Annotated in this window: 18 protein-coding genes and 1 pseudogene; 6 read left to right on the top strand and 13 right to left on the bottom strand. The window is 69.0% G+C overall.

All coding sequences use genetic code 11. The features are described 5' to 3' along the window. Positions 1-405 (top strand): annotated as a pseudogene (locus J5X07_RS10695) (hypothetical protein); the annotation flags it as partial. Positions 406-469: 64 nt separating this feature from the next. Here J5X07_RS10695 and J5X07_RS10690 read toward each other — a convergent pair. From J5X07_RS10690 to J5X07_RS10680, 3 genes are all read right to left on the bottom strand, one after another. Further along, positions 470-1,579, bottom strand: a complete 1,110-nt coding sequence (locus J5X07_RS10690) for a S8 family serine peptidase (RefSeq protein WP_208479790.1) — start codon at positions 1,577-1,579, stop codon at positions 470-472. A gap of 365 nt (positions 1,580-1,944) precedes the next feature. Beyond that, the gene (gene eccB, locus J5X07_RS10685; protein ID WP_124934821.1) at positions 1,945-3,267 is read right to left on the bottom strand and encodes a type VII secretion protein EccB; all 1,323 of its coding nucleotides are present in this window, start codon (positions 3,265-3,267) and stop codon (positions 1,945-1,947) included. A 117-nt stretch (positions 3,268-3,384) separates the two neighbouring features. Beyond that, positions 3,385-4,677, bottom strand: coding sequence for an EsaB/YukD family protein (locus J5X07_RS10680; protein ID WP_280527815.1), 1,293 nt, complete (start codon positions 4,675-4,677; stop codon positions 3,385-3,387). Between the two features lie 370 nt (positions 4,678-5,047). On the opposite strand from J5X07_RS10680, the gene J5X07_RS10675 reads away from it, so the two are divergent. Together J5X07_RS10675 and J5X07_RS10670 are read left to right on the top strand one after the other, a co-directional pair. Continuing rightward, positions 5,048-5,380, top strand: a complete 333-nt coding sequence (locus J5X07_RS10675; protein ID WP_124934819.1) for a WXG100 family type VII secretion target — start codon at positions 5,048-5,050, stop codon at positions 5,378-5,380. A 41-nt stretch (positions 5,381-5,421) separates the two neighbouring features. Beyond that, complete coding sequence (locus tag J5X07_RS10670; RefSeq protein ID WP_124934818.1) at positions 5,422-5,712, top strand: WXG100 family type VII secretion target; 291 nt, start codon at positions 5,422-5,424, stop codon at positions 5,710-5,712. A 646-nt stretch (positions 5,713-6,358) separates the two neighbouring features. On the opposite strand, the gene J5X07_RS10665 is transcribed toward J5X07_RS10670, so the two are convergent. Then, positions 6,359-7,735, bottom strand: a complete 1,377-nt coding sequence (locus tag J5X07_RS10665) for a hypothetical protein (RefSeq protein WP_208479789.1) — start codon at positions 7,733-7,735, stop codon at positions 6,359-6,361. A 179-nt stretch (positions 7,736-7,914) separates the two neighbouring features. Between J5X07_RS10665 and eccCa the strand changes: the two genes are divergently transcribed. Further along, the gene (eccCa, locus tag J5X07_RS10660; protein WP_124934816.1) at positions 7,915-11,943 is read left to right on the top strand and encodes a type VII secretion protein EccCa; all 4,029 of its coding nucleotides are present in this window, start codon (positions 7,915-7,917) and stop codon (positions 11,941-11,943) included. A 44-nt stretch (positions 11,944-11,987) separates the two neighbouring features. Here eccCa and J5X07_RS10655 read toward each other — a convergent pair whose 3' ends face one another. The 6 genes from J5X07_RS10655 to J5X07_RS10630 form a co-directional block, all read right to left on the bottom strand. Beyond that, positions 11,988-13,241 (bottom strand): phosphotransferase, encoded by a 1,254-nt coding sequence (locus tag J5X07_RS10655; RefSeq protein WP_208479793.1) that lies wholly within the window; start codon positions 13,239-13,241, stop codon positions 11,988-11,990. A gap of 5 nt (positions 13,242-13,246) precedes the next feature. After that, positions 13,247-13,756 carry a P-loop nucleotide/nucleoside kinase family protein gene (locus tag J5X07_RS10650; RefSeq protein ID WP_223912802.1) on the bottom strand — a complete coding sequence of 170 codons (510 nt, stop codon included), beginning with the start codon at positions 13,754-13,756 and terminating at the stop codon, positions 13,247-13,249. A gap of 105 nt (positions 13,757-13,861) precedes the next feature. Then, positions 13,862-14,725 carry a zinc metalloprotease HtpX gene (gene htpX, locus J5X07_RS10645; protein WP_208479788.1) on the bottom strand — a complete coding sequence of 288 codons (864 nt, stop codon included), beginning with the start codon at positions 14,723-14,725 and terminating at the stop codon, positions 13,862-13,864. 258 nt (positions 14,726-14,983) lie between these two features. Beyond that, a complete protein-coding gene (gene ald, locus J5X07_RS10640) occupies positions 14,984-16,096 on the bottom strand; it encodes an alanine dehydrogenase (RefSeq protein WP_124934814.1) in 1,113 nt (370 codons plus the stop codon). A 101-nt stretch (positions 16,097-16,197) separates the two neighbouring features. Beyond that, positions 16,198-17,682 (bottom strand): FAD-dependent oxidoreductase, encoded by a 1,485-nt coding sequence (locus J5X07_RS10635; RefSeq protein WP_208479787.1) that lies wholly within the window; start codon positions 17,680-17,682, stop codon positions 16,198-16,200. Between the two features lie 316 nt (positions 17,683-17,998). After that, positions 17,999-18,211, bottom strand: coding sequence for a hypothetical protein (locus tag J5X07_RS10630; RefSeq protein ID WP_208479786.1), 213 nt, complete (start codon positions 18,209-18,211; stop codon positions 17,999-18,001). Between the two features lie 1,176 nt (positions 18,212-19,387). On the opposite strand from J5X07_RS10630, the gene J5X07_RS10625 reads away from it, so the two are divergent. Together J5X07_RS10625 and J5X07_RS10620 are read left to right on the top strand one after the other, a co-directional pair. Then, positions 19,388-20,719 (top strand): hypothetical protein, encoded by a 1,332-nt coding sequence (locus tag J5X07_RS10625; RefSeq protein ID WP_208479785.1) that lies wholly within the window; start codon positions 19,388-19,390, stop codon positions 20,717-20,719. 180 nt (positions 20,720-20,899) lie between these two features. Continuing rightward, on the top strand, positions 20,900-22,222 hold the full coding sequence (locus J5X07_RS10620) for a hypothetical protein (RefSeq protein ID WP_208479784.1): 1,323 nt from the start codon (positions 20,900-20,902) through the stop codon (positions 22,220-22,222). 479 nt (positions 22,223-22,701) lie between these two features. Here J5X07_RS10620 and J5X07_RS10615 read toward each other — a convergent pair whose 3' ends face one another. The 3 genes from J5X07_RS10615 to J5X07_RS10605 are packed head-to-tail and all read right to left on the bottom strand — an operon-like array spanning position 22,702 to position 26,920. After that, positions 22,702-23,808, bottom strand: a complete 1,107-nt coding sequence (locus tag J5X07_RS10615) for a polyprenyl synthetase family protein (protein WP_124933531.1) — start codon at positions 23,806-23,808, stop codon at positions 22,702-22,704. After that, positions 23,805-25,376: an NADH-quinone oxidoreductase subunit NuoN gene (gene nuoN / locus J5X07_RS10610; RefSeq protein ID WP_208479783.1), complete on the bottom strand. Its 1,572-nt coding sequence runs from the start codon at positions 25,374-25,376 to the stop codon at positions 23,805-23,807. Before nuoN ends, J5X07_RS10615 begins: the two co-directional genes overlap by 4 nt. After that, positions 25,373-26,920 carry an NADH-quinone oxidoreductase subunit M gene (locus tag J5X07_RS10605; protein ID WP_124933533.1) on the bottom strand — a complete coding sequence of 516 codons (1,548 nt, stop codon included), beginning with the start codon at positions 26,918-26,920 and terminating at the stop codon, positions 25,373-25,375. Before J5X07_RS10605 ends, nuoN begins: the two co-directional genes overlap by 4 nt. Positions 26,921-26,927 lie beyond the last annotated feature (7 nt).

The raw sequence follows: 26,927 nt of genomic DNA, 5'->3' as shown, positions 1-26,927 counted from the left end.
CTGATCTGCAGCCCCACCGGAGAAGGCGCCAACGAGGAATACCGCCTAGCCACCGCACCAGGAGACATCACCTTCGAGCAGGCCAACACCATCATCGGCCAGGTAGCCGAGCCCCACGGCTTTGCCAGCATGAAGGAGAACATCAGCGTCTTCGTGCGCGCCTCCGACGGAGCCAGGATCTGGTTCGACGCCGCCGCCCCCGGATACACCACCGTCGTCATCACCACCGGCTGCCACCCCGGCACCATCTACCAGGACTGGCCCACCGGAACCGAGAACATCCCCACCCACCTACGCGGCATCGGCAGACGACACCACGACCACGAGACCTGGAGCCCCCACGAACCCACCAACCCCACACCCTCACCCCCACCAGGCTGGACCACACCCACGACACCCGATTAGGCCCAAGAAACGTTAGCTACCCCACCCATCTAGTCACGGATCTCGAAGATAGTCTCACGTCAAGTCAACTGCGCCTCAGGACAGCAAGTCGGATCCTCGCCCCTAGGAGGGCCAATGCCAGGGCAACCCCACCCGCCGCACCGAACAGCGTGGCAACACGAGCCCGTCTTTCCACACCAGGATCCGCTGTCGCTGGAACCGCGGCAATCATCGAAGGAGTTGACACCGCAACCGCCCCTTTGGGATTCTCCGGCCCCAGCGCTGTCCCATCATTAACGAAATTGAGGGCAGCATAAGGAGCGATGACGCCCCACCCCATCTGCGGACTGGACTCAGCCGGAAGCGGCCGAAGAGCCGTCACCGTCATCCGATACTTCCATTCAGCCGGAGATTCGTTCGGGTATGTTGCCACGATGAGCGTCGCGATACCAGCACCATACCCGGCAGCCATTGACGGAGATGGAGAATCTCTTGAGACCAGGCAATCCCCTTCATCAAAGAAGGCTGCAGGAATTCCCTGAGCAGGTATTGCCAGGTCCACATGAGGGCCGTGATTGACCTTTTCTGAGACCGTGCCGCCAGACTCCAGAGCAGTCACACCAAGAACTTCAGCGTAACCGGCAGGATACCTCGGCTGACCACTATCCTCCCCGGCCTGCTTCACAGTAGGGGATGCACTTCGCTCCTCTGGAGAGACGGTGTACGCGTCTTCTCGCGGAGTTCCCACGCCTGCGACCACAAGAGCCCCCAATCCGGCAGCATCCTTCACCGCTAACTCCAGATCAGGGTTATTCTCCACCTGGGAATGAGCAACAACGATCACCTTGGCGCCATTCTCAGCAGCCCATCGGATCCCTCTGGCGGTTCTCTCAGCGATCGGCCCCCTCCCCTCACTTATGATCTGCTCGGAGACCCCCGCATACACGCGAATAGGCATGATCTTGGCATTCTTCGCGATGCCAACAAGCTTCGATCCATCCACCTGTCTGGCAGCGATCATTCCAGCAACGGCAGTCCCATGCCCGTCCTCGTCAATAGTGCCATCGCCTCCGCCGAGCAGATCGGCACCAGGAATGATCGCATCAGTGAGGTGGGGATTCGAGGCATCAACCCCCGAATCAACAACTGCCACCACCACCTCATCACCTGCCGAGAAAGACCAGGCCTTATCCATGCCCAACTGTTTGAAGACAGGTGGATCCTCCTCGACGGACGCACCTTGCCCCTGCTGGCAATCAGCAACCTCCGGGTTGATCGCAGGCGGCGCAGTACGAACAGGCTCCGGAGCCGGCATAGTTGATGGTTCCGGAGACGATTCCTGCTCCCGTGGCGATTCTTCTGCCGTCGGCGTCTCAGTGGGCTCCTCAGAGGAAGGAGACGGAGGAGCCTCAGACTGAGTGGGAGCCGGAGCAGGAGGCCGGACCGATGGAATAGGCCGAGGAGTCAGCACACCAGCGGTTGCCGTCGCACCGACACAGTACAGCGTCAATGACATGAGCAAGCCGATCGACACCGCCCAACCCGCCAATCGACGACCAATCACCGATCCGCCACATCCTTCCAAACCGCCTCCTGCGATAACTCGGGCCCCGTCGGCACGAGGGCCAGCCAAGGCGAGGGCACTTCACTGATGTTCTCCGAGGCATACCCCAAGCGCTGCAGTGTATCGTCCACATCCCCGCCCAGCGCCCAGGCCCGCCCAGCATCGGTCACCAGAAAGACCTCCCCTTCCGTACCGCCGGACGTCGCCTTGACAAGTGCCCCTGATCCGCCACGAACAGTGACACCACCCTCGGCAATCTGATTCACTGCACCGATAGTGGGGACCACCTCACCCTGATCCACCTCCATAACGCCACAGACACTCTGATCATCCAGCGCCCCGACCCCCAGATCGCTCGGCCAATCCGAAGGTTCTGGCGATACTCCAGTCGTCGCAGCACTGAGATCCGCGGCGTCTACCTGCTGGGTGTCCACTCCGGGATTTCCAAGTTGGTACATAGCCAGAGCAACCTCTCCAAGCCTCGCCACACTCCCATCGGATTGAACGATATAGTACCGCTTCCCACCCGACGCATCACCGACTTCAAGAAGATCACCCGCCACCGGGTCGCGCATGGATGAGGACAGCGTAGATACTGGCGCACCCGCGTCTGGAAGGGAGAACGGCTCGATTCGCGACCCCTGGGAGAAGAGATTGAGCCATGCCGCATCAGCAGCGATCGCAGACTCCGTATCTATTCCCAGTGCGAGCAGCACTGCGCTCTCAGCTTCATATGGAATCTCATGACTGACACCGTCTGCGATCACATACTTGACGCCATCAACCGAGACCAGGGCGTGCCCCAGTTGCGTCATCCCCTCCGGCGTCGTCGCAATGTACGCCGAGGTTGCGCCCGCCAGAGAAGTACATGCAGACCAGTGGTGGGAATCGAGCGCGCTGGGCGCCGGAAGCTCCTCTGGCGCATCATCCAACCCGACCCTCGAACCGCGTTCAATGCCGTCAAGCTCATCGGCGCCCACCGTGATCTGCCGGAATGAGCCAGGTTCCACGAGGAGCCGAGCGCTCGCCAAATTATATACCGGCCGCAGTCGGCCGTTGATCGTGATGTACCTGCTCCCCTGGCCTTCCACAACCACCAGAGTATTGTTCTGCCATCCATCCGGCAATGTGGGATCGAATCTACTGACGACCAACGGGATCAGCAGCATGACCAATGCAATGACAGACCCGGCAATGAGTGGGGCGAACGTCCCCTTGGGCTCGACTTCACGACCTCCTGGGGCACCAGAGGAGAAGGCGGTGACAAGCCTTCGCCGATTGAACTGCTGTGCATTGAGGATATCTTTGTTGGACGCCATCTGATGAACTCCCCTGTGATCAAAAGGAATAATGGGGGCTGAAGCGCATGCAACGATCCACGATCGCCACTCCCTGACTAGACCCAGATTTGACGATCTGCACCAGCAGCCATCCCGCTAAAGCACCCCTACCACAAGGGCTGTCAGCGGCCCAATCGATGCGATGGCAATAATCTCCAGCGCATCTGCGGCCCGAGCAAGTCTGGGGCGATAACTAGGACCCAGGACGTTAAGCACTAGAATCGTCAAGCCGATCACTCCAGAAACGACTACCACGATCGTGATGAATTCAGGATAATGGACGGTGACAACCAGGACAAGTGCAGCAAGGATGAGCATCCCGCCCACGACGCCAGCCGCCACGTCTGCTTTCGAGCGCACCGCACGAGTGCCCAGCATTCCAGCGGCGGCAATAACGGCCACCAGTATCACTCCATCCGCACCGGACGAGGCGAGGATAGGCGTGCAAGCCAGAACAATCACGGAACACGCCACCCGCACCGATAGCACCAGGCCCTGCATGCTCATGACCCGCGCTGTGAGCGAAGGGGAATCGCGATAATCGCTTTCGGCGCGATGATAGCCCATCGGCTGCTCTGGAAGACTGATCACCATGGGAACCGAAGCCAGCGATACCCAGGGCGCCAGCAGCGAGACGCTCGCCGCAAGCGCACAGACAATGGCCGCCACACTCGGCAGCGAATAGCCAAGAAGCGCGCTTCCACATGCAGTACCGACCAATGCCAAGCAGACGAGCAAGGGGCCGCCGATCATTGGTCGGGCCTCCCCCAGCGCCGGGCCGCACACGCATAATGCCGCAGCAGCACCGGCACCTGTCATTACCAGCCTCCACCCCATGGGAGCCCCCTGCGCGCCCGCGTAGAACGTCATCCCGGAAAGGACTCCCGCGGTGATGGCGACGGCCCATGCCCCTTTGACCTTCGCCTGAGCAATCGCATATGTGGCCAGGCACAGGATGGCAGTAGCAATCCCCGCAGACAGCGGGACGAACCAATCCGACGGATTCAGCTGCATGAGCATGAAACCGCCAGTGATGAACAGCACGCACGTGGCGGCTATAGACATTGATGCCGCGTCGCGCGGCTGCCAAGCCGTCTGCTGCTGTGAGACCGCCACGGCTACAGCCTCCACCAGATCGTCATAGCGCGGCTCGGTGTCCATGAGGCGCTGCTCCAATGTGAGCATCGTCCCTGCCGTCACCTGCTGCCCCTCCAACGATCGGGAGGGGTCGAGCGGAGCACCGGCACTCCTTGCGAGGCACAAGCCATAGGCCAAGGCGTCGGGCCCGAGGCCGCCCAAGCGTTCAGCCAGGACAGGGAGGATCTCAACCACAGGCAGACCGGAGGGCAGGGTCACGTCAAGCGCCACGCCCTCATGCACGACAGTCACAGGCACGAACGGGGAACTGCCGGGAGCAGGCGGCCGTGTAGGCAAAGCAACCTCCTGTGCGGGGTAGACGGCAGCGCCGGGGCGTCAGGGCCCGCCCGGGCGCTGTCTCATCCTAGGTCACAGGACGGGTCACGTCTAAGGACCTGCCCCGCACCATGACGCCGGTCGCTTCCCGCCCCCGATCACGAACCGATCACAAGAACCCCTGCTGAAGTGCTGGACTATGCACTAGGGTGAGGGTACCGTCACACCCACCACAGTGAACGGGCCGAGATCACCTACCCCGCCTGAAGCTGGGCGAGTGGCCTGGGTCCGCGGCGCTCCAGCAGCACCGTTCACTTCGAACCGTCACTCCGAGAGGGGAGATCTGATGACCGACACACTCGCAACAGGGGCCGATACACTAGCCCGAGCACGTCAGGTCGTGTCCGCCCATCGCGCCCAGCAGCGCGCGATCGCTCAGCGTGTTCAGGCTGCGGCTACTGATTCCCAGCCCGGCTGGAAGGGGCAGGGCGCTGCCGCGGTAGCCCAAGTGGTGGCTCAGTGGATGCAGGATTCTCGCCGTATCGATCAGGCCCTGGGAGTCCTCGAGGACGGCCTGGGCAGCACCGACAAGTCCTACCAGGCCACAGAGGAGGAGACGGCGGCCGCGGCTCAGAGCATTGGCAGCAGCACAGGCGGCTACCACGGTCTCCCCTCCTGATCTCGCACCGGCATTCAATTCGCAATTACTGAGGAGCACACATGAGCGACATGCTAGTCAACTATGGCTCACTCGCCTCACTGTCAGCAGCCATGACGCAGGCGTCCTCTGCGTCCGCCGCAGATCTGGAGGCGATGGATGCGGAACTGCGCCCCACCCAATCCGATTGGAGCGGTAGCGCTCAGCAGCAGTACACGATCTCCATGGCCGAGTGCCAGGCGGCTCTCACCGATATGCACGCGCTGATCGGGAAGCTGGGCACTCACGTGTCGACGTCGTCAGACACCTATAGCAGCACCGACCGGCAGGCTGCCGGCTACTTCGGTGCGTGATCAGGTGTTTTTGGGCTGCATATAGCCAGAAATCCCCTCGACAGCAGCATTCTCAACTGCCCCCGGAAGCGCTGGTAGCGCTTCCGGGGGCAGTTCTCCAACCTCTTCACCGAGTTCATTCACCTGGCCGCGCGACCTGGAATAACGGGCCGACCCTGCGAGCCTCCAGCAGCGGCCAACCAGGGATTCTCCTTCTTCTTCATCTCAGGAGATGATCGCTGCGTCAGCGTCAGCGTACCCGTCACACGGTCAAGAAGAAGGTCACCAAATTCGCTCCCGCGGCCACCCGGGCCCTTCTTCGTTCTTATTGGAAGAAGAAGATGGAGAACAATCCTGCCGCTAGCCCTATAAATACCGGGCGCTGTTCCCCTGCGAGGCACCACCGCAGTCGCTGAGATCAGCCATAAACCTATGGTTCTACCTGTCCGAGCCAAGAACAAGCCCTGCGCGACCGCGATCTCAAGAGTCAGTATCCACCACAGAGCTCCCTCCCTGACCAGCCCCACAGCAAGCGCAACTCCGAGGAGCACCAGAAAATCAACCACGCAGGCAACGACCGCCTCGCCCTGAGTGACAGGCCGCCACCTCAGGCCACTAGAGGCGGAACGAACTCCCCGGGCATCCTCAGAACGATAGGGATACAGTTTCACCATTGCCTCATCGTGTCGATCAGCCCCGCAGCAACAACCGCCGCAGGGAGGGTGAGAAGAGTTGCAAGAACTTGCGCAATATCACCGATCCTACCCCATAGCGCAGATGGCGATGCCGGCAGGATCACTCCTCTAGCCACTAATCCGGATCCAATAACGAACATCACGATGACCACCGCATCTCTGGGAACCCCGAGCTCCACCCCAGCAGTCCCCCAGACCTTCGTCACCGCCCATACCACAACGGCAAGCGCGAACGCCCTGGGAATGGTCCGGAGGAGCCGGGAATGGGCGGTGCGCGGGCGCAGCACCAGAAGCGCTACGACACACACGAATTCAACCCTGGCGGCCCAAGCCCCCGCATTCCCTCCCCACGAGGCGGAGGCCCCACTCACTCCAACATCAACCACAGCATGGGACGCCAACAGGATTGCAGCGCCAAAGACAATCTCCCAGGCCAACGAGGCAACCTCGACATCGCGCACAGAACGATTCACGTCGTCACTCGATATGTCTTCCATGGCGATCGGGTCAGGATACCTGATGGATTTCCCCAAAGAGCCGAGACGAGTCAGATCGAGAAGCTGATGATCAGGCACTCTCACAGACAACCGCGACACCAGCAGACCCCCCACGCCAGCCACGCCCATCACCACAGGCAGCACCGCCGACCATGGAAGTGTGAAGATCACCACGATGGTCAGCAGGGCTGCGAACAACACCCACGCCCACGCGGCGCTGACCTCCCCCACACCCTTGCGCAGGACCCACAGCAGGAGAGCCGCTCCGCCGCACCCCCAGGCTGCAGCCAGGGCAACCCATGTCTCAAGATCCGGGCCATGCTCAGGAATCAGCAGGACAGCGAAGGCACCGCCAAGGAGCGGGCGCGAGAGGGACAGCAAGGACTCCCTCGCCACCGAGGCTGCACGCAACGGCTTGAGCGCTGCGGCACCAAGGAGGAGGAGCACGAGGACGGCACCGCCAACGCGCACAGGCAGCGGCAGCGCCTGCGGCAGGCCGAGCAGGGGCCGCAGTCCTCCGAGGGTGAGGAGCAGCAGGGCGAGCAGGATCGTCGCGGCCTCACCAGCAGAGGATCGGAGCGCCGGCTGCCTACGAGGGCCGGCTTCAAGAGCCGCGCGCACGCGCACATCCTGGGGAGCGACCATGAGCAGCGCCCCCTCGGCGACCTCCTTCCCCACGACAGCATCGCCGTCGACGAGCTCCCCATCAATGGTCGTGAGAACCTCGCGGCCGCTGCTCTCGCCGAGGTCCCGGTGCGCGAGCAGCTCTGCCACCGCCAGACCCGAGGGAGCCGCCACATCGAGCCTGCGATCCCGGTACACGAGGGTGATGCGGGTGCTGGTCGCGTTCATCCAGGTTCCACACTCCAACATGATCGGGACTGGGCTACCGGCGGGCACGGTGGTCAAGGTCGCCGAGATGAATACTATATGGTTACCAGCCGGCCAGGGCCGGATCGCTCTAGTTGAGCAGTCCAGTACTCCTAGCCGCCTCGACCCGCGGACCATGAGCGGAAGGCAGCCCGACTCTGATGAACGACTCGCACGCCACCTTGCTGGAGGCCCGTGAGCAGCCGGCTGAGACGATCGAGGTCAAGGCGCCCCCGGATGCCGTCACCCCCCAGGACGCCACCGGGGTGCTGTCGATGATGCTGCCGCTGATGGGCTCCATGGGAGTGATGGTGTTCATGGCGGTGTCCAACAACAACAGCACCCGGATGCTCCTGACCTGCGGCGCCATGGTGATCGCGATGCTGTCCATGGTGGTGGTCAACATCTCCCGGCAGCTGCGCCAGCATCGGGCCAACGTCACGAACCAGCGACGTGAGTACCTGGCCTACATCTCCGAGCTGCGCACGACGGTCCGCGAGGCGGGCGCCCGGCAGCGCCACGACGCCGTTCTCCGGCTGCCCGAGCCCGAGGCGCTGCCCTACCTGGCCCAGGAGGGCACCCGGGTGTGGGAGCGGGGCCCGGGTCAGGACTCATCGCTGCGGGTGCGCCTCGGGCGCACCACACAGCCTCTGGACGTTGCCCTGCAGGAGGAGCAGCTGGGGCCCCTGGCCAAGCCCGATCCCGTCTGCCTCTCGGCGATGCACCGCTTCGCCACCACCCACACCGAGGTCGACAGTGTGCCCTTCGCCATATCCCTCTCCGATGTGTCTCACATCACCATCTCCGGTCCTCCATCGGAGGTCAGCGCACAAGCGCGCGCCATGGTGGCACACCTGCTCTCCCTCACTCCGCCCAGCATGCTGCGCCTGGTCGTCCTGGCATCAGAGCAGAGGCTCCCCCAATGGGAGTGGGTCAAGTGGGCGCCTCACTCCTGGTCTGATACCGCCACCGACGCCGTCGGCCCCCGCCGCCTCATCGCCACGTCTCTGGAGCACCTGGCGGGGGCGCTGCCCCAGTCATTGCTGGCCAGGGCCGGCCTCAGGCCGGACGACTCTCCAGGAGGGCCCCATGTCCTCCTGCTCCTCGACGGCGTTGCCCACCAGGCCGCCGGGCTGGTGGAGCCCTCCGGCGCCGGGGGATTGACAGTGATCAGCCTCCAGGAGCCACCACCTCAGACTGCGAGCTCCCAGCGGTGCATCCATCTCGAGCTGAGTCCTCCTCACAACGAGGCCGGCACCGTGGCGATGACCCTCACCTCTGCGGGCAAGGATCCGTTGCGCCTTCAGGCCGATTCCATGAGCCTACCCACAGCGGAGGCTGTTGCTCGGCGCCTCATGGGCCGATACCGAGCCTCGGGTGAGCAGGTTGTCGCCGCCCCGGTGGGAGTCCCAGACCCGAAGCGCTCCGAGGACTTGTTGAGACTCCTGAACATGGGGGATGTTCGCGATCTGAATCCAGAGGACTACTGGGGGATGCGCAGCGGGAGGGATCGTCTCAATGTCCCCTTTGCGGTCACCCCTGAAGGCGTTCCAGTGCGCTTGGACATCAAGGAGTCGGCTGAGGGAGGGATGGGGCCTCACGGCCTGCTCATCGGGGCCACGGGGTCGGGGAAGTCCGAAGTCCTCCGCACGCTCGTGCTTGCCCTGGCCCTCACACACCCGCCAGACCAGCTCAATTTCGTCCTCGTGGATTTCAAGGGAGGAGCGACCTTCGCGGGAATGGCGGATCTGCCCCATGTCTCCGCCATGATCTCCAATCTGGAGGAGGAGCTCGGGCTGGTCGATCGAATGGCGGAGGCGCTGCGCGGAGAGATGACTCGCCGTCAGCAGCTCCTGCGCAACGCGGGGAACTACGCCAACGTCGCCGACTATGAGCATGACCGCCGTCAGGGCAAGCACAACGGCACCCCGCTTCCCGCGCTCTTCATCATCCTGGACGAGTTCTCAGAGCTTCTCGCCGCCAGGCCGGAGTTCATCGACACATTCGTCGCCATCGGGCGCCTCGGACGCTCGATGCAGATCCATCTCCTCCTCTCATCGCAGCGCCTGGATGAGGGGCGCCTGCGCGGACTGGACTCCCACCTGTCCTATCGAATCGGTCTGAGGACCTTCTCTGCAAGCGAGTCGCGCACTGTTCTCGGCACAGTGGACGCATATCATCTGCCCTCCCTTCCAGGCGTCGGCTATCTCAAGAGCAGCACGGAGGGGATGACGCAGTTCCGGGCCTCCTACGTTGCAGGGAAGCCTCCTGCACGCCCCACCAGCGCCACGAACGAGCTGCCGCCAGCCGATCCGCGCCTCGCACACTCCGCTCCCATCGTGCTTCCATTCACCGGATCAGAGGTGATCGATGCATCGACGCCCGCTCTGGAGCCTCCCCCGCCTCCGCCGCCCGCCTTGGAGCTCCCCCCGCCCGCCCCGGAGCAGGCGCAGGACGACAGGACGACCCTGGACATCGCGGTCGCACAGATGTCCGGCAGGGGCACACCGGCGCACCAGATCTGGCTGCCACCACTCGATGTGAGCGAGACCTTCGACTCTCTAGCGAAGGACCTGGTTGTCGATCCGAGCCTGGGATTGATCTCCCCCTCATGGCGGGCACGAGGGGATCTGGTGGTTCCCCTGGGAATCACGGACATCCCCCTGGAGCAGCGCAGGGAGATCTTCAGCGTCGACCTGTCCGGCGCCGGCGGCCATGTGGCTGTCATCGGCGGGCCGCTATCGGGCAAGTCCACAGCACTGAGATCGCTGGTGATGGGGCTCGCGCTCACCCGCACGCCTACGGAAGTCCAGTTCTACGTCATCGACCTGGGCGGTGGAACCTTCTCCACACTCCTCGATCTTCCGCACCTCGCAGGTCTGGCCACGCGGGACGAACCTGACATCATCACCCGCATCGTCGCGGAGATCACAGCACTTCTGGACGACCGGGAGCGCTACTTCCGAATCAACAGAGTCGATTCCATTCAGACCTACCGCCGCGAGCGCGCGGCAGGCCGGCTCGATGACGGGTACGGTGACATCTTCCTCATCATTGACGGCTGGTCCAGCCTTAAATCTGATTTCGAGGACATCACGGCAAGCATACAGGCCGTGGCCCCGCGCGCACTGGCACTTGGCGTGCACTTCGTGCTGTCATCGAACCGGTGGCTCGACCTGCGCACCCAGATCCGCGATATCCTGACCACGAGGATCGAGCTGCGCCTCGGAGACCCCATTGACTCCTCGATCAATCGGAAGGCGGCGCAGCAGGTCCCCACTGGCAAGCCCGGGCGCGGGCTCGATCATCATGCCAGGCACATGCTCATCGCCCAGCCCCGGATTGATGGAAACCACGACCACGCGTCACTGGCTCAGGGAGCGAATACGGCATGCCAGGCCATCGCGAAAGCATGGAGGGGAGAGCCAGGGCCCAAGCTGCGGCTCCTTCCCACCAGGATCGAGCTCTCCGAGTTGCAGCGCCTGGAGCCCCAGCCCTCCGGTCCGGTCATCGGCATCGATGAGGCGCGTCTTGAGCCGGTGCTCCTCGATATGGTCAACGACCCCAGCCTTATTGTCCTTGGTGACGCGAAGACCGGGAAGTCATCATTCCTGCGCGCTCTCGCCCACGAGGTGTGCCGCGGGAGGACCCCTGAGGATGTCAGGCTGCTCGCCATCGACTTGCGCCGCTCACTGCTCGGAGAGTTGCCCGAGGAGTTCCTCCTGGCGTATCTCACCGTACGGGACATGGCGGCATCCGAGATCAATGATCTGGCCGGATACCTCCGGGGCAGGCTTCCAGGCCCGGAGGTGACTCCCGAGCAACTGCGGAATCGGAGCTGGTGGAACGGCCCGGAGATCTATGTGCTGGTCGACGACTATGATCTGGTCGCAACCCAGACATCCAACCCCTTGTCGGCTTTGCAGCCACTGCTTGCCCAAGCGCAGGACATCGGTCTTCATCTCATCGTCACCAGACGCATTGGTGGCGCCTCACGGGCACTGTATGAGCCCATCATGCAGACCCTCAATGATATGTCCAGCCCAGGGATCATGCTTCCGGGGAATCCGGACGAGGGACCACTGCTGGGACGGCAGAAGCCCACCCCTGGGCCTCCCGGACGGGCGCGACTCATCACCAGGGACGCGGTGCGCGTCATCCAGCTCGCCTGGTCGCCGCCCACCCTGTGAAGCCGCGGCCGCCACAGCACCGCTGCCAGGCCTGCGGCGCCTCATCAGGGCCCGCGCGACCCTGAGAGGGCCGCCGCCATGCCCGTGGCGATCTGCGCCGCCCATCGGGCGTAGCGCGCGGCCTCCTCACGCGCGGGCTCCGCCTGAGCGGCACTCTGGCACGGGGCCTGCCCGGGCACGCCCGTCTCGCGCGCCTCCCCGTCGCGCGGCTCCCGGCCTCGGCTGAGGCAGTACAGCAGGTTGCCCATCCTGTCGATGAGCTCATAGGCCCCGCGCCGGACCAGGAGCCGGGAAGGGTCCGTGACCGAGGCATGCCCCGGACTCCACCGCACCGGGCCCACCCCTCCCCCCGCCCCGGACGCCCGGCACCCCATCCGGGGCGCCTGGGCCGCCATGACGCGCACATACTCCTCCACCAGCGCCTGAACATCCTGGCGCCCCATGGGCACGTACCACGGCCCGCCACTGACCCGCCCTCCGATGAGCGCCAGGTCCTTGGCCACGTCCCCGGGCTCCGCCCATTCGAAGTCGATGAGCCGCGGCACGCCCTCGCGGACCACGACGTTGGTGCGCACCACGTCGCCATGAATGAGTGGGTGGATGGGAGTCTCCCGGAAGGCCGGATCGCGGCGCGCCAGCGCCTCGCGCCAGGCCCCCAGCAGCGGGGCCACCAGGGGGTGCTCCAGGGTCCACGGGGCACTCCCCCGCCACCAGGCCAGCACCTCCTCCCCCTGCGCGCTGGCAGGGGCCACCGTCGTCGGAACCACGGCCACCGCGATCCCGTCACGTGCGGCCCCCGACGACGGCGCAGCGCTCCCTCCCACACCCGTTTCACCGGCCGTCCCGCCGGTCTGCCCGCCCGCAGGCTCGGCCAGGGCGAGGTGGAGCCGGGCGAGCTGACCGGCGAGCGCCGCGAGCAGGGGCGGCCCCCACTCCTGCGGCGCGAGCACCGCCCCGGGCACGTAGCTGGTGACCATGTAGGGGGCGCCCAGGGGGTTGTCGGGGCCCGGCTCCATGGCGATGGCGCTGGTGCCGAGCTCGGGCGGGATGCGCTCGAGCGCCGCGAACTCGGCGGCCATGGGCCGGGGCATGTCGGCGGTGGCGCGCCGCTGCACGCGCACCACCCGCGCCCGGCCCCCGCTGCGCACCAGCCAGGCGGCGTAGCTCTCCCCCCGGCCGAGCGCCTCCACCCGGGCCCGACCGACGGGGACGCCGCGCAGTTCACCGGCCTGCGCCGCGGCCCGGATCCGCCCGCCCAGGTCCGCGTTCCCTCCTCCGAGCGCACCAGGCGGCGCCATCGCGCTCACGGCCCTGCCCCGAGCAGGGTCGACAAGGCGCGAATGATGCGACCCGCAGCGCCCGCGGGGGGCAGGCGCGCGGTGTCCAGCCTCAGGCCCGCCTCGGGCCAGGGCTCATAGTCGCGGGTGCGGACCTCCCGCCAATCGGGCAGCACCAGTCCCTTGATGTCGCTGGCGCGCCCCTCCACACGGCGGCGGTGCTCACCCGCATCTGAGCAGACCAGCTCAACGCCGAGGAAGGCGCACCCGAGGTCACCAGCAGTCGCCTCCCACAGGCGCCGGGTAAGAGGCATGGGGTTGACGCATTCGGCCAGCACATCCCCGCCAGTGGCCAGAACATCTCGGGACACCGCTGCGGCCGCGGCGTACCCGGCGCCGCCGGGCGTACCGGGACGCATCTCGCCGCTCTCGCGCAGGGCCTGCTCGATGGAGTCAATCCGCAGCCAGGTCATGGGCCGCAGGCCCAGGACCTCCCGGCACACCGTGGTCTTGCCGACGCCGGGCAGGCCACCGATGACGACGAGGCACGGGCGGAGCGGGCCGCCTCGCGCCTGACCGTCATCGAGCGGCGCAGCGGGGTTGGTCACGGGGATATGCGGACGCACCGGACACCGCCGGCATCAGTACCCGGCCATCCTCTCCAGGCGAGCGATGCGCTGGCTCATGGGCGGGTGGGTGGCGAAGAGGTTGCGCATCGAGCCGAAGGGGTTGGCGATCATCATGGCCGAGACCGGCTCGACCCTCGGGTCCTGGGCCATGGGGACCCGGGAGACCCCGGACTCCAGCTTGCTCAGCGCACTGGCCAGCGCCAGGGGGTCCTGGGTGAGGGTGGCGCCGTCCTCGTCGGCGTCGTACTCACGGGTCCGCGAGATGGCGAACTGGGTGAGGGAGGCCGCCAGGGGCGCCAGGAGGGCCAGGAGGAGGACGGCGATGGGGTTGCCCTCGCGCCGGTCCCGCCCGCCTCCGAACCACAGGGCGATCATGGACACCGAGGAGATGACGCCGGCGATCCCTGCGGCCACCGAGCCGGTGAGGATGTCGCGGTTGTAGACGTGGGAGAGCTCGTGGCCCAGCACCCCGCGCAGCTCGCGCTCGTTGAGCAGCTGGAGGATCCCCTGGGTGCAGCACACGGCGGCGTGCTGGGGGTCGCGGCCGGTGGCGAAGGCGTTGGGGCTCATCGTGGGGGCCACGTAGAGGCGGGGCATGGGCTGGCCGGCGCGCTCGGAGAGCTCGCGCACGATGGCGTGCATGGCGGGCTGCTGGGCCTGGCTGACCTCGATGGCGCCCATGGAGCGCACCGCCAGCTTGTCGGAGTTCCAGTAGGTGTAGGCGGTCTGGGCCACGCCGATGAGCGGCATGACGAACAGCCAGATGCTGGAGCCCGTCCCCCGGGCCAGCAGCCAGCCGAGGAGCAGGAGCAGGCTCCACAGCCCTCCCATGAGGATGGCCGTCTTGAGCCCGTTGTGATGATTCGTCCCAGTCATGGGCTGATCCTATCAACAGGACCGGGCACGACCCGGACACTTCTTGGGAGAGGGGGTTGACCGCATCCACCCCGAGGCCATGTGTCCAGATCCCTGACAAAGGAGTGCCCGCGCCGCTCAACGGCGAGCAGGAACCGCGGAATCATGCGGATCCTCATCCGGCCTGACAGGTGCTCCCCGGCCCTTTGTCAGGGATCTGGACATCATGGGGCGCGAAGAGCCCCACCGGCGCAGGCCGGCCGCGCGTGCGACAGCCCCTCAGAGCAGATCGGCGACCTCAGCGGTCTCGATCCCCAGCTCCTCGCCCACGCCCGGGGTGTAGAGGGCCCCCTCATGCGTGCTCAGGCCGCGGGCCAGGTCCCGGCGGCGGGTGCAGGCCCGCCTCCAGCCGGAGTCGGCCAGCTCCAGCGCATAGGGAAGAGTGGCGTTGGTCAGGGCGTAGGTGGAGGTGTGGGGCACGGCGCCGGGCATGTTGGCCACGCAGTAGAAGGTGGTGCCCTCGACCTCGTAGGTGGGGTCGGTGTGGGTGGTGGGGCGGGAGTCCTCGAAGCAGCCGCCCTGATCGATGGCGATGTCCACCAGGGCGCTGCCCGGGCGCATGGCCTGCACCATCTCGTGGGTCACCAGGCGCGGGGCCCGGGCCCCGGGCACCAGGACGGCGCCGATGACCAGGTCGGCCCCGGCGGTCTCCTCGGCCACATCCAGGGGTGTGGAGTACCGGGTGCGGATGGCGCCGCCGGAGACCTCCTCGATGTAGCGCATGCGCGAGGGGTCGATGTCGAAGACGGTGACGTCGGCCCCCATGCCGACGGCCACCTGGGCCGCCCGCAGTCCCGCGACGCCCCCGCCCAGGACGACGACGCGCCCGCGCCGCACCCCGGGCGCCCCGCCCAGGAGCACCCCGGAGCCGCCGCGGGGCCTCATGAGGCAGTCGGCCCCGACCTGGGCGGCCAGGCTCCCGGCGATCTCCGACATGGGCGCCAGCAGGGGCAGGCCGCCCTCGTCGTCCTGGACGGTCTCGTAGGCGATGGAGGTCACTCCCCGGGCCAAGAGCTCCTCGGTCAGGGACCGGTCGGCGGCCAGGTGGAGGAAGGTGAACAGGGTCAGCCCCGGGCGCAGGAGCCCGTACTCCGAGGCGACGGGCTCCTTGACCTTGAGGATGAGCTCGGAGCCCTCCCACAGCTCACGCGGATCATCCACGAGCACCGCCCCGGCACTGCGGTAGGCCTCGTCACCGATAGCGCTGCCCAGGCCCGCGCCGGCCTGGATACTCACCTCATGCCCGCGCCGGACCAGGGCGTCCACGCCGGCAGGCGTCAGGGCGACGCGGAACTCGTTGTCCTTGATCTCGGTGGGAACGCCGATTCTCATGAGGTGCCTCTCTGAGGGGTTGCGGAAGAGCGGTGGCCGCGGCCTGCGGCCACCGGACAGGCCTGCCATTCTACGGCGGGCCCCGTGGCGGTGCCTGCGGCTCAGCCCTGGAGGCGGTGGGCCACGCGCTCGGGCACGCGGTCGGCCTCGGGCTGGCCGATGAGGTCCTCGGGCACGGAGGTGGAGCGGGAGATGGCGGTCATGGCCTCGCGGGAGACCACCTTGACCCGCTCGCGGTCCTTGGCCTCGCCGCTGGAGACCTCCACCGGCCCATGGTCCTGGCCGAGCTCGCGCTCGTAGGCGTCCAGGAGCTCCCAGCCCTGCCAGGTGGTGAAGGGCACGCCCCGCTCGGTCAGCAGCGCCATGGCGGCGTCGTGGCCGACCTGGGAGTCCTCGCCGCTGGCGCGCAGCAGTCCCGCCTCGGCATCGGCGACCAGGTTGGTGATGGTCTCCTGGGCGTCGGACTTGGTGGAGCCGATGAGGCCGACGGGGCCCCGGCGGATCCAGCCGGTGGCGTAGATGCCGACCAGGGGCTCGCCGTCCCGCCCCAGCACGCGCCCGCCCTCGTTGGGCAGGACGTGGCCGTCCTCATCGAAGGGCAGGCCGGGGATCGGGCTGCCCGCGTAGCCCACGGCGCGGTAGACGGCCTGGACCGGCCAGTCGCGCATCTCCCCCGTGCCGGTGACAGTGCCGTCCCCGGTCAGGCGGGTGCGCTCGGTGCGCAGGCCGGTGACGTGGCCCTCGGCGTCGGTGAGGACCTCGGCGGGGGCGGCGAACAGGTGGATGTGGATGCGGTGGGAGGCGGTCAGGTCCTCGGGCTCCTGCATGGCGTAGCCCTCCAGGGCCTTGACCACCTGGCGCTGCTGGTTGGAGGCGGCCAGCGCGGCCTGGGAGCCCTCGTCGTACTCGAAGTCCTCCTCGTGGACGATGACGTCGACGTCGGGCTGCTTGCCCAGCTCGCGCAGCTCCAGGGGGGTGAACTTGACCTGGGCCGGGCCGCGGCGGCCGAAGACGTGGACGTCGGTGACTGGGGAGGCCTCCAGGGCCCGGGCGACGTTGGCGGGGATCTCGGTGGTCATGAGGTCGGCGGGATGCTTGGCCAGGACCCGGGCGATGTCCAGGGCCACGTTGCCCACCCCGATGACGGCCACCTCCTTGGCGCTGAGGTCCCAGGTGCGCGGGTGGTCGGGGTGCCCGTCGTACCAGGAGACGAAGTCGGCGCCGCCGTGGCACTCGGGCGCGTCGGCACCGGGGATGTCCAGGGGGGCGTCGGTGTCGGCGCCGGTGGAGAAGACCAGGGCGTCGTAGCGCTCCTGGAGCTCGGCCACGGTGATGTCGCGGCCCACCTCGACATTGCCGACCAGGCGGATGTCGCCGCGCTGGAGGATCTTGTACAGGGCGACGATGATCTGCTTGATGCGCGGGTGGTCGGGGGCCACCCCGTAGCGCACGAGGCCGTAGGGGGCGGGCAGGCGCTCGAACAGGTCGATGCTCACGTCCAGGCCGGACTTGGACAGGATGTCTGCGGCATAGATTCCGGCGGGGCCGGCGCCGATGACGGCGACGGAGAGCGGGCGGGTGTTCACTGGTCCTCGTTCCTGGCAGGTGGTGTGGAGCACGACGGCCCCGCGCGCGACCGGTGCCGATGCACCGATTCCGGCCTCCGCGATGGGCCGGGGTCAGTCTAGGGATTCCGCCGCCGCCAGCCCAGCCCGAAGAGGACGCTCCCCCTTTGAGGCGCGTCACGCGGCCTCGCGTCGGGCGCCGCGGCACCGCCCGACGGCATCCGGGCCCGGCCGGGCGCTCCGCCCGGCATCCGGCCCCGGAGGGTCCCGTGGGGCGGGATCGAGAACTCGATCCCGCCCCACGGGCATGCACGGCCGAGCCGTCATCCGGGTCGCATCATCCCCGGCAGCGCCGTGCCCTGAGCAGGGCCGCTCCGGCGATGAGGGCCAGGCCCGCGACCAGTGCCGTGCCCAGGACCGCGGTTCCGGTGGTGGCCAGCGGGGAGCCGGTGGCCACCGGGACCGTGGTGGGGGCCGAGGGCCCCGTGCTGGGCTGCCCGGCGGCCGAGGGCACCTGGGTGCCCGGGCCGCCAGCGCCCGGGGAGGGCACGGCCGAGGGCTCCTGCGAGGCCGAGAGCTCAGCCGTGGGCTCCTGCGTCGGCTCGGAGGTGGGATCGGCCGAAGGCTGAGGCGTCGCATCGGAGGCGGGGTCCGGGACCGGGGCCGCAGTCTCGTCCGGAGCCGGGACCGGAGCCGGGGCCGCAGTCTCGTCCGGAGCCGGGACCGGAGCCGGGGCCGCAGTCTCGTCCGGAGCCGGGACCGGAGCCGGGGCCGCAGTCTCGTCCGGGGCCGGGACCGGAGCCGGGGCCGCAGTCTCGTCCGGGGCCGGGACCGGAGCCGGGGCCGCAGTCTCGTCCGGGGCCGGGACCGGCTCCGAGGCCGGGGCCGGATCGGTGACCGGGGCCGGGGCCGGAGGTTCCGGCTCCGGAGTCAGGTCCCCGTTCCCGGGCAGGGCCTGGGTGTCCGGGTCCGGATCGGTGACCGGGGCCGGGGCCGGAGGTTCCGGCTCCGGAGTCAGGTCCCCGTTCCCGGGCAGGGCGTTGGCGTCCGGGTCCGGATCGGGGACCGGGGCCGGCTCCGGAGTCGGGGTCTCGACCGGGACCGGCTCCGGGGTCTCGACCGGGGACCCAGGCCCGTCCAGGACTGGATCGAGGCCCTCATCGAAGTCCTCATCGAGGGCCGGAGCCGCTGCCGGAGTCGGCCCCGCCTCCGGCAGCGGGGAGGCTGAGGCACCGGCCCCCAAACCCAAGAACAGGGCGCCGGCGCATGCCGCCGCAGTCACGGAGCGGGCCCAGCCTCGCCATGCTCCTCGTTGCTTCATCTCTACTCCTTCATTCGCGCCTGAGAGGACAGCGCGCATCACGGGACGGTGGTTCAAGGTGCGGTCGAGCAGGACCGGGGATGAGCACCGGGCCGACGACGACCCATGCGTCCCGGCCCCGGGGCAGGGCAGGCGGCACACGGGTTCCGACAGAATAAACCTGGCCTTCGCCCCGCTTCATGGCCATTGCCGCAACAGCGGCTCAACCGTTACCACCGAAGGATCGAAGCCCAGCGGGAACGCCCGAGGATAGCGAAGGGGTCACGATTATCACGGTTGTGCACCGCCGTCCCGCCCAGGCCCCTGCGCGCACGACCGGCAGCCCACCGCCCCGCCAGGGGGTGAGGTCGGTCTCATTCCTCATCCTCAGCACATAACGATAACGGTATTCATTAATGTAGTGGCGTGCCCCTCCTCGCCGATCGCCTCCGCGCCCGCCTGGCCGCCTGCGCCCTCCTGCCCCTGGCACTGACGGCGTGCGGCGGCACCCCCGCCTCGGCCCCCTCGGCCACCGGGGAGGGCCAGACGGCGCGGACCGCCCAGGCAGGGTCCCCCTCCCCCGGCACGGACAGCAGTCAGGAGGGCGGCGGCCACGGCCATGTCGAGGGGGCCGAGGAGCTGGAGGAGGCCCCCACCTCCCTGGCCGTGCTGAGCACCGCCGGCGAGCTGGGCCTCATCAGCGTGGAGGACCTGTCCGTCACGCCGCTGGCCAGGGCCGAGGGGGCCAGGACCGCCGCCACCGACCGCAGGCTCCTGGCCCTGGGCGGCGCAGGCGCACCGCCGAGCCTGGTGGACTCGGGGGTGTGGACCCAGGACCACGGGGACCACCAGCACTACTACCGCGCCCCCGCCACGGCCCTGGGCTCCCTCGCGGCACCGGCGGGGTCCGGGAGCGGGGCCCCCGAGGCCGTCGGCGCCGGTGAGGCCCCGCCCACCATCGCCAGCAGCGCCCAGTACACCGCCGTCACCTCGAATGGGACGATGACGCTCCTGGATCGCCGGGCCCTGGAGCAGGGGCGGGTCTCCCCCGTGATGACCGCCGAGGTCGATCCGGGCAGCTACGCCGCCCCGCTGGGCTCCCATGTGGTCGCGGTCCGCCAGGGCCAGGCGCTCCTCCTGGACCAGCAGGGTGCCGCCGTCGGCGACCCCCTGCCCTGCCCCCGGCCCTCCGGCGGCATCTCCACCCGGGCGGGGACGGCCCTGGGCTGCGAGGGCGGCGCGGTGGTGGCCTCCCTGCCCGATCCCCAGGCCCAGACCCCGGTCCTGGAGTGGGTGGCCCTGCCCGAGACGGCGCCGCAGGGCACGAGCCTGGTGTCCTTCGGCGCTCGCCCAGGGCGCCCGAAGGTAGCGGCCCTGGACTCCCACGGCGGCTGGTGGTCGCTCAGCATCCGCGAGCGCAGCTGGTCCGGCCCCCAGGCCGATGCGGCCGGGCCCGGCACGGGATCATCCCCACTGGTGGCCGTCTGCGCCCTGGGCGACAACCATGACCGCGTGGTGGGCGTCGATGACCAGGGCCGCATCCACGTGTGGGCCGACGGCGCTCAGGAGGCCGTCACCGATCCTCTGGCCTCCCCCGATCTGGTGGCGCGCAGCGGCATCCACGCCACCGCCGACCGCGCCTATCTTCCCGCCGCCTCAGGCGAGGAGATCCTGGAGATCGACCCGCGGGCCCAGGCGGGGGTGGAGCGCACGATCCCCGCCCCCGGGCTCTTGACCTTCCAGATGGTGGGCGCCTGACACCGGCCGCCACGGCCCTCGCACGCCCACGCCGTCCACCGCCTCCCGCCAGTCCAGCCCCTGGCCGGCGGCTCCGCTCCCCCCAAGACTGACCCGCGCTCCGCCGTCGGGCGCCGCGCACCGGCCACCGGTCCCAGCGCCCCAGGGCGGCGGACACGATGCACAGAGAAAGGAACACTCATGACGATCACCCCACTCAGGCCTGCCGCAGCGGCACGCCGATCCCGCTCACGGGCGGCGGCCCTCCTGGCCATGGCCTGCAGCGGCGCCCTGGCCCTGGGGGCCTGCGGGTCGAGCGCCCCCCACGCCGGGGACGGTGCCTCGCAGGCGGCCACCCGGGCCGCCACGGGGGCGGCCTCCAGCGCCCCGGCGCATGATCACGACGACCACAGCGGGGAGGGCCACGGCTCCGACCGCTTCGTCCTCGCCTACGACGGCGGGGTGAAGGTCCTGGACGCCTCCAGCCTGGAGGAGGTCGCCGACTTCCCCCTGGAGGGGTTCCTGCGCCTCAACGCCTTCGGCGACAACGAGCACGTGCTGGTGACCACCGAGGCGGGCTTCCAGGTGCTGAGCACGGGGGCCGGCGGCGGCGAGGCGGCGCTGACCGACCTGGTCTTCCCCGCCACCAAGGCCGGCCATGTCACGCCCCACGGGGACTGGACGGTGCTGTTCGACGACGGCACCGGGAAGATCACCGTGGTCAAGACCGATTCCCTGGGCCACTCGGCCGCCGAGACCGTCGCCTCCCTGCCGGCCTCGGAGGAGATCGCCTCCGACAAGGCCCACCACGGGGTGGCCATCAGACTCTCCGATGGCACGGTGCTGCGCACCCTGGGTGACGAGGAGACCCGGGTGGGGGCGCTGGCCCAGGACGCCTCGGGCAAGGAGACGGCCCGCAGCGAGGAGTGCCCCGGGGTGCACGGCGAGGGCGCCCTCAAGGGCGAGGCGGTCGTGCTCGGCTGCGAGGACGGCGTGCTGCTGTACAAGGACGGCGCCTTCACCAAGATCGCGAGCCCGGATGCCGGCGGGGGGCGCGTGGGCAATGCCTACGTCACCGATTCCAGCCCGGTGGCGGTCACCGACTACAAGGAGGACCCCGACTCCGAGAAGCTGTCCCTGAGCCGCCTGGGCATCCTGGACTCCCAGTCCGCCTCCTTCGAGGTGATCGACCTGCCCCAGGGCGTGGAGTACACCTGGCGCGGGGTGCGCCGTGACGGCCAGGACAACGCCTGGGTTCTGGGCACCGACGGCGCCCTGCACAAGGTGGATGTGTCGAGCCGGTCCGTGACGGACTCGATCCCGGTCATCGGCGCCTGGAGCGCCCCGGAGAAGTGGCAGGAGGCCCACCCGGCGCTGCAGATCGAGGGGGACACGGCCTGGGTGACCGAGCCGGCCACCAAGACCGTCCACAAGGTGGATCTCACCAGCGGGGAGGTCACGAAGGCCGAGGTCGGTGTGGCCCCCAACGAGGTGGCCTTCGCCAAGCACACCCACCAGCACTGAGCGGCTAGCGCTCAGCGGCGGGTACCGCGCAGGGCCGGCCGCGAGCCGCCGGCCCTGCTCACTCGGTCCGCACTATGCGAGTCCGGGGTGCAGAATGCGACTGCGGTGCCATCGCATTCTGCACCCCGGACTCGCATTCTGGGACTCCGGCTGCTCTGACGGGCTCTGCCGGCGCACCTGGGGCCTCCAGTGGGCGCGCCCTGGCCGCCGGCACGGGCCCGCATCGGGGCCGCCGCCGAGAGCCTCGCCATCACCCCAGCGGTGTTGCACATCTTCAACAATCGACCACCCGGTTGATCCGCATGATTCCGCGGTTCTCCCGTCCCGGGGCCGGCCCGCCGGGCCTGAAGATGTGCAGCACCTCCCCCGCTGCACATCTTCAACCCCGCCCGACCTCCATGGCTGACAGAATCCTGCGGAAAAGTCAGGGCCGGCAGGCAGATCCGGGCCCGAAGATGTGCAGCGAGGGCCGGGGCGGCTCAGGCGGCGCGGTCCACCAGGAGGTGGGCGAAGTCCTCCATGCCCGCGCGCACTTCGGCGGTGCGCTCCCGGGCCTCGGCCACGGCGGCCTCGGCCTCAGGACCGTGCGCACCCTGCGCGGCCAGGCGCTCGCGGGTGCCCTCCAGCACGGCCTCCTCCAACCCGTCGAGGGCGGCGATGGCCTGGCGGGCCCAGTCGGCCGCCATCTCGCGGGTGCGGGCCAGCACCGGGTGCTCGCGCAGCTGGGCCACCACCTGGGCCAGGGCATCATCATCGCGCAGGTCGGAGGAGGACAGTGCCGAGAGGATCGACTGCCCGGCGGCGTCGAGCTCGCCCGCGGCCAGGGCCTGGCGCAGCAGCAGCACCGGCATGGTGTCCACACCCTCGCGCAGGTCCGTGCCCGGGGTCTTGCCGGTGGTGGCGCTGTCCCCCGCCAGGTCGATGACGTCGTCGGCCAGCTGGAAGGCCACCCCGATCCGCTCGGCGAAGTCCTCCACGATCCTCTCCACGCCCCGCCCCGCACCGGTGAGCATGGCCCCGTAGCGGGCCGCCACCGCGATGAGCGAGCCGGTCTTATCGGCCAGGACCTGGATGTAGTGCGCCACCGGGTCGGTGCCCGCGGGGCGCGGCAGGGTCTCGTGGAGCTGGCCCATGCACAGGCGCTCGAAGGTCGTGGCCTGCGCCAGGACCGCCTCGGGCCCCAGGGCCGCCACCAGCTGGGAGGCGCGGGCCACCAGCACATCCCCGGTGAGGATCGCCGCGGAGTTGCCCCACACGGCGTGGGCGCTGGGGGCGCCCCGGCGCAGCGGCGCCTCATCCATGACGTCGTCGTGGTAGAGGGTGGCGATGTGGGTGAGCTCGACGGCCACGCAGGCGTCGCGCACCCCCTCCCCCGTGGCCAGGGCGGGGTCGCCCAGCTGGGCGGTCAGGAGCGCCAGCGTCGGGCGCAGCCGCTTGCCGCCGGCCTTGGCCAGATGCGAGGTGGGCGGGTTGATCGTCTCATCGGCGCGCGTGACCACATCCAGCAGACGCGCCTCGACGGCCTCGAGGGCGCCCGAGATGCGGCTCTCGAGCTGCGGGTTGCTCAACGACAGGGATCCGATCACGGCAGGAGCATAGCGGCCCGGGCGAGCAGCTCGATGACCGCCTGCGGCAGCACGCCCAGCGCGATCGTGGCCGCCACCGCCACCGCGACCGCCACCGTGATGAGGCCGCGGCTGGCGACCACCGCGGTGGCCCCTCCGACCTCCTCCTCGGGCTCGTGGAAGTGCATGAGCACGATGAGGCGCATGTAGAAGAAGGCCGTGGCCGCCGAGCACAGCACCGCCAGGATCACCAGCCAGGCGGCCCCGCCCTGGGCGCCGGCCACGAAGAGCTGGAACTTGGCGGTGAATCCCGCCGTCAGGGGGATGCCCGCGAAGGACAGCAGGAAGACCGTCATCGCGCCCGCCGCCCAGGGGCTGCGCCGCGCCAGGCCCTTGAAAGCCTCCAGGTCGCTGCGCTCCCCGCCGACGGCGCCCCCCTGGCTGGAGCGCACCAGGCTGATGAGGCCGAAGGCCCCCACGGTGGCCACCCCGTAGGTCAGGGCGTAGAGCACCAGGGCGGAGATGGCCGCCGAGTTGTAGGCGATGATGCCGATGAGCATGAAGCCCGCGTGGGCGATGGCGGAGTAGGCGAGCATGCGCTTGACGTCGTGCTGGACCAGGCCCACCACGGTGCCCACCACCATGGTGGCGATGGCCACGGTCCACAGGAAGGGGGCCAGGTCCCAGCCCAGCAGCCCGGCCAGGACGTAGTGGAAGCGCACCAGGGCGAAGAAGGCGGCCGCCTTGACCCCGGCGGCCATGAAGCCGGTCACCGGCGTGGGGGCGCCCTGGTAGACATCCGGGCTCCAGGCGTGGAAGGGCACGGCGGCGATCTTGAACAGCAGCCCGATGGTCACCATGGCCACCGCGCACAGGGCCAGGTAGTCGGCGCCCGGCTGAGCGCCCGCGGTCAGGGCCTGGCCGATCGTGGCATAGTCCACCGCGCCGCTCAGGCCGTAGAGGAGGGCCGCGCCCATGAGCATGAGGGCCGAGGCGAAGGCGCCCAGGACGAAGTACTTCACGGCCGCCTCCTGGCTGAGCAGGCGGCGGTGGCGCGCGGTGGCGGCCATGATGTACAGGGGCAGGGAGACCAGCTCGAGGACGACGAACAGGGTGATGAGGTCGCTGGCCGCACCGAAGAGCATCATGCCGCCCAGGGACAGCAGCGCCAGGGGGAAGACCTCGGTGGTGGTCCACCCGGCGTGGAGGGACTCGGCCTCCTCGGCGCTGCCGGGCCGGTCGGCGGCCTGGGCGGCGAAGGCGCCGTCGCCCAGGGAGGTGCGGTCGGCCATGACCAGCAGGGCCAGGAACCCGATGAGGAGCAGCACGCCCTGGGTGGCCACGGCGAAGGGGTCCTCGTTGAGGCCCTGGGTCATGGGCGCCCACCCGCCGGCGGGCACGACCTCCCAGCGCTGGGCCAGGGCCACGCCTGCCGCCAGGATGGAGGCCAGGCCCAGGACCACCTGGGCGGTGTGGCGCGAGGCGCGGGGGGCGAAGGCCTCCACGAGCACGCCCAGCACGCCCCCGCCCAGGACGAGGAGGGCCGGGGCCAGGGCTGCCCAATTGATGATCGGCGCGGTGAAGCTCACTTGAGGATCCCTTCCGTGACGGGGGCTCCAGCGGCGGCGGCGCCCTGGGGGGCGCGGCTGACGGTGGTGGAGACCTGCTCGGCGAGGCCGTCGAGGGCGTCGGTCAGCGGGGCCGGCGCCAGGCCCATGACCAGCATGGCTGCGATGAGGGGCACCAGGACGAGCTTCTCGCGGGCCCCCAGATCGGTGGCGCCGGTGCGCTCCTTCGCGGGCGCCCCGGTGAAGACCCGCTGATAGGGCAGCATCATGTAGACGGCGGCGAGCACGACGCCGATGAGGGCCACCAGGCCCAGCACCAGTGAGCGGGAGAAGGTGCCGGTGAGCACCATCCACTCCGGGACGAAGCCGGACAGTCCCGGCAGGGCGATGGAGGCCAGGGCGCACACCAGGAAGGTCCCGGCGGCCACGGGCATGACCCGGGCCAGGCCGCCGAGCTCCTTGATGCTCACCGTCCCGGTGCGCCGGGCCAGGAAGCCGGCCACCAGGTAGAGGCCGGCGATGGACAGGCCATGGGCCACCATGTAGACCATGGCGCCGTTGGCGGCCACCTGGCTGCCGATGAAGATGCCCAGCACCATGAAGCCGAAGTGGCTGACCGAGGTGTAGGAGATGAGCCGGTAGAGGTTGTCCTGGGCGATGGCGGCCAGGCCCCCGTAGATGATGGACGCGGCCGCCAGGACGATGATGACCGGGGCCGCCCAGGCCGAGGCCTCGGGGAACAGGGGCAGGACCAGCGCGATCATGCCGTAGGTGCCGATCTTGTCCAGCACGCCGATGAGCAGCACGGAGGTGCCGGGGGTGGCCTGCTCGGCGGTGTCGGGCAGCCAGGTGTGCACCGGCACCATGGGGGCCTTGATGGCGAAGGCCAGGAAGAAGCTGGCGAAGAGCCAGCGGGAGACCCCGGTGGGGGCCTGGATCCGCCCGGCCAGGTCCGCGATGAGGAAGGAGTGGTGGTCGGCGGGCCCGTACAGGGGCAGGCAGACCACGCCGATGAGCATGATGAGCCCGCCCGCCAGGGAGTACAGGAGGAACTTCGTGGCGGCGCGCCGGCGCTGGGGCCCCCCGAAGCGCCCGATGAGGAGGTAGACGGGCACGAGCATGGCCTCGAAGCAGATGTAGAACAGGAAGACGTCCCGGGCGGCGAAGATGACCACGATGAAGGCCTCCAGGGCCAGGACCAGCGCGGTGAACTCGCGCTGGCGCTCATCGGGCACCTCCTGCCAGGAGGCCAGCAGGACGAGGGGCACCAGGAAGGCGGCCAGCAGCAGCATGGCCAGGCCCAGGGCGTCCACGCCCAGCGCCCAGTGGATGCCGAAGGCCGGGATCCAGGGCCGCTGCTCGGCCAGCTGGACGGTGGAGGCCTGGGCGGTATCGAAGTGGGCGGCGGCCCACAGGCCCAGCCCCAGGGTGGCGGCGGACACGGCCAGGCCCAGGGCGCGGGCCCGGGCGCGCAGCGGCGGGAGCGCCCACAGCACCAGGGCCCCGGCCAGGGGGACGAGGGCCATGATGGTCAGGATCGGCAGCGGTGCGGAGATGGTCTGCATGTGTCGT

It is taken from the genome of Actinomyces bowdenii, assembly GCF_017592395.1.
Classification (GTDB): Bacteria; Actinomycetota; Actinomycetes; order Actinomycetales; family Actinomycetaceae; genus Actinomyces; species Actinomyces bowdenii.
Note: the sequence above shows the minus strand (reverse complement) of the source record. Positions and strands in the feature narration are given on the sequence as shown.